This window comes from Priestia sp. TGN 0903 (genome assembly GCF_050846855.1).
Taxonomy (GTDB): Bacteria; Bacillota; Bacilli; order Bacillales; family Bacillaceae_H; genus Priestia; species Priestia zanthoxyli.
Genome location: NZ_JBOZGL010000029.1, coordinates 1 through 1,682, shown reverse-complemented (window position 1 = coordinate 1,682; position 1,682 = coordinate 1). Strand labels below are relative to the sequence as shown.

General features: G+C 54.2%; 1 rRNA gene. It reads left to right on the top strand.

The window, feature by feature from the left end:
• Nucleotides 1-1,681: ribosomal RNA gene (locus tag ACRPLY_RS26730) — 23S ribosomal RNA — on the top strand; the annotation flags it as partial.
• Between the last annotated feature and the right edge of the window lies 1 nt (nucleotide 1,682).

Genomic DNA, 1,682 nt, shown 5'->3' with positions numbered 1-1,682 from the left:
GAAGTCAGACCGTAAGGACTGGTGGAGCGCTTAGAAGTGAGAATGCCGGTATGAGTAGCGAAAGACAAGTGAGAATCTTGTCCACCGAATGCCTAAGGTTTCCTGAGGAAGGCTCGTCCGCTCAGGGTTAGTCGGGACCTAAGCCGAGGCTGAAAAGCGTAGGCGATGGCCAACAGGTTGATATTCCTGTACCACCTCCCCGCCGTTTGAGTAATGGGGGGACGCAGTAGGATAGGGTAAGCGCGCTGCTGGATATGCGCGTTCAAGCAGTTAGGCTGATGAGTAGGCAAATCCGCTCATCATAAAGGCTGAGCTGTGATGACGAGGGAATTATAGTACCGAAGTTCCTGATTCCACACTGCCAAGAAAAGCCTCTAGCGAGGCGGGAGGTGCCCGTACCGCAAACCGACACAGGTAGGCGAGGAGAGAATCCTAAGGTGATCGAGAGAACTCTCGTTAAGGAACTCGGCAAAATGACCCCGTAACTTCGGGAGAAGGGGTGCTCTGGTAGGGTGTATAGCCCGAGAGAGCCGCAGTGAATAGGCCCAGGCGACTGTTTAGCAAAAACACAGGTCTCTGCGAAGCCGCAAGGCGAAGTATAGGGGCTGACGCCTGCCCGGTGCTGGAAGGTTAAGAGGAGGGGTTATCCTTTGGGAGAAGCTCTGAATCGAAGCCCCAGTAAACGGCGGCCGTAACTATAACGGTCCTAAGGTAGCGAAATTCCTTGTCGGGTAAGTTCCGACCCGCACGAAAGGCGTAACGATCTGGGCACTGTCTCAACGAGAGACTCGGTGAAATTATAGTACCTGTGAAGATGCAGGTTACCCGCGACAGGACGGAAAGACCCCGTGGAGCTTTACTGTAGCCTGATATTGAATTTTGGTACAGCTTGTACAGGATAGGTAGGAGCCTGAGAAGCCGGAGCGCTAGCTTCGGTGGAGGCGTCGGTGGGATACTACCCTGGCTGTATTGAAATTCTAACCCGCGGCCCTGATCGGGCCGGGAGACAGTGTCAGGTGGGCAGTTTGACTGGGGCGGTCGCCTCCTAAAATGTAACGGAGGCGCCCAAAGGTTCCCTCAGAATGGTTGGAAATCATTCGTAGAGTGTAAAGGCACAAGGGAGCTTGACTGCGAGACCTACAAGTCGAGCAGGGACGAAAGTCGGGCTTAGTGATCCGGTGGTTCCGCATGGAAGGGCCATCGCTCAACGGATAAAAGCTACCCCGGGGATAACAGGCTTATCTCCCCCAAGAGTCCACATCGACGGGGAGGTTTGGCACCTCGATGTCGGCTCATCGCATCCTGGGGCTGTAGTCGGTCCCAAGGGTTGGGCTGTTCGCCCATTAAAGCGGTACGCGAGCTGGGTTCAGAACGTCGTGAGACAGTTCGGTCCCTATCCGTCGTGGGCGTAGGAAATTTGAGAGGAGCTGTCCTTAGTACGAGAGGACCGGGATGGACACACCGCTGGTGTACCAGTTGTCTTGCCAAAGGCATCGCTGGGTAGCTATGTGTGGACGGGATAAGTGCTGAAAGCATCTAAGCATGAAGCCCCCCTCAAGATGAGATTTCCCATAGCGCAAGCTAGTAAGATCCCTGAAAGATGATCAGGTTGATAGGTCAGAGGTGGAAGCGTGGCGACATGTGTAGCTGACTGATACTAATCGATCGAGGACTTAACCAAA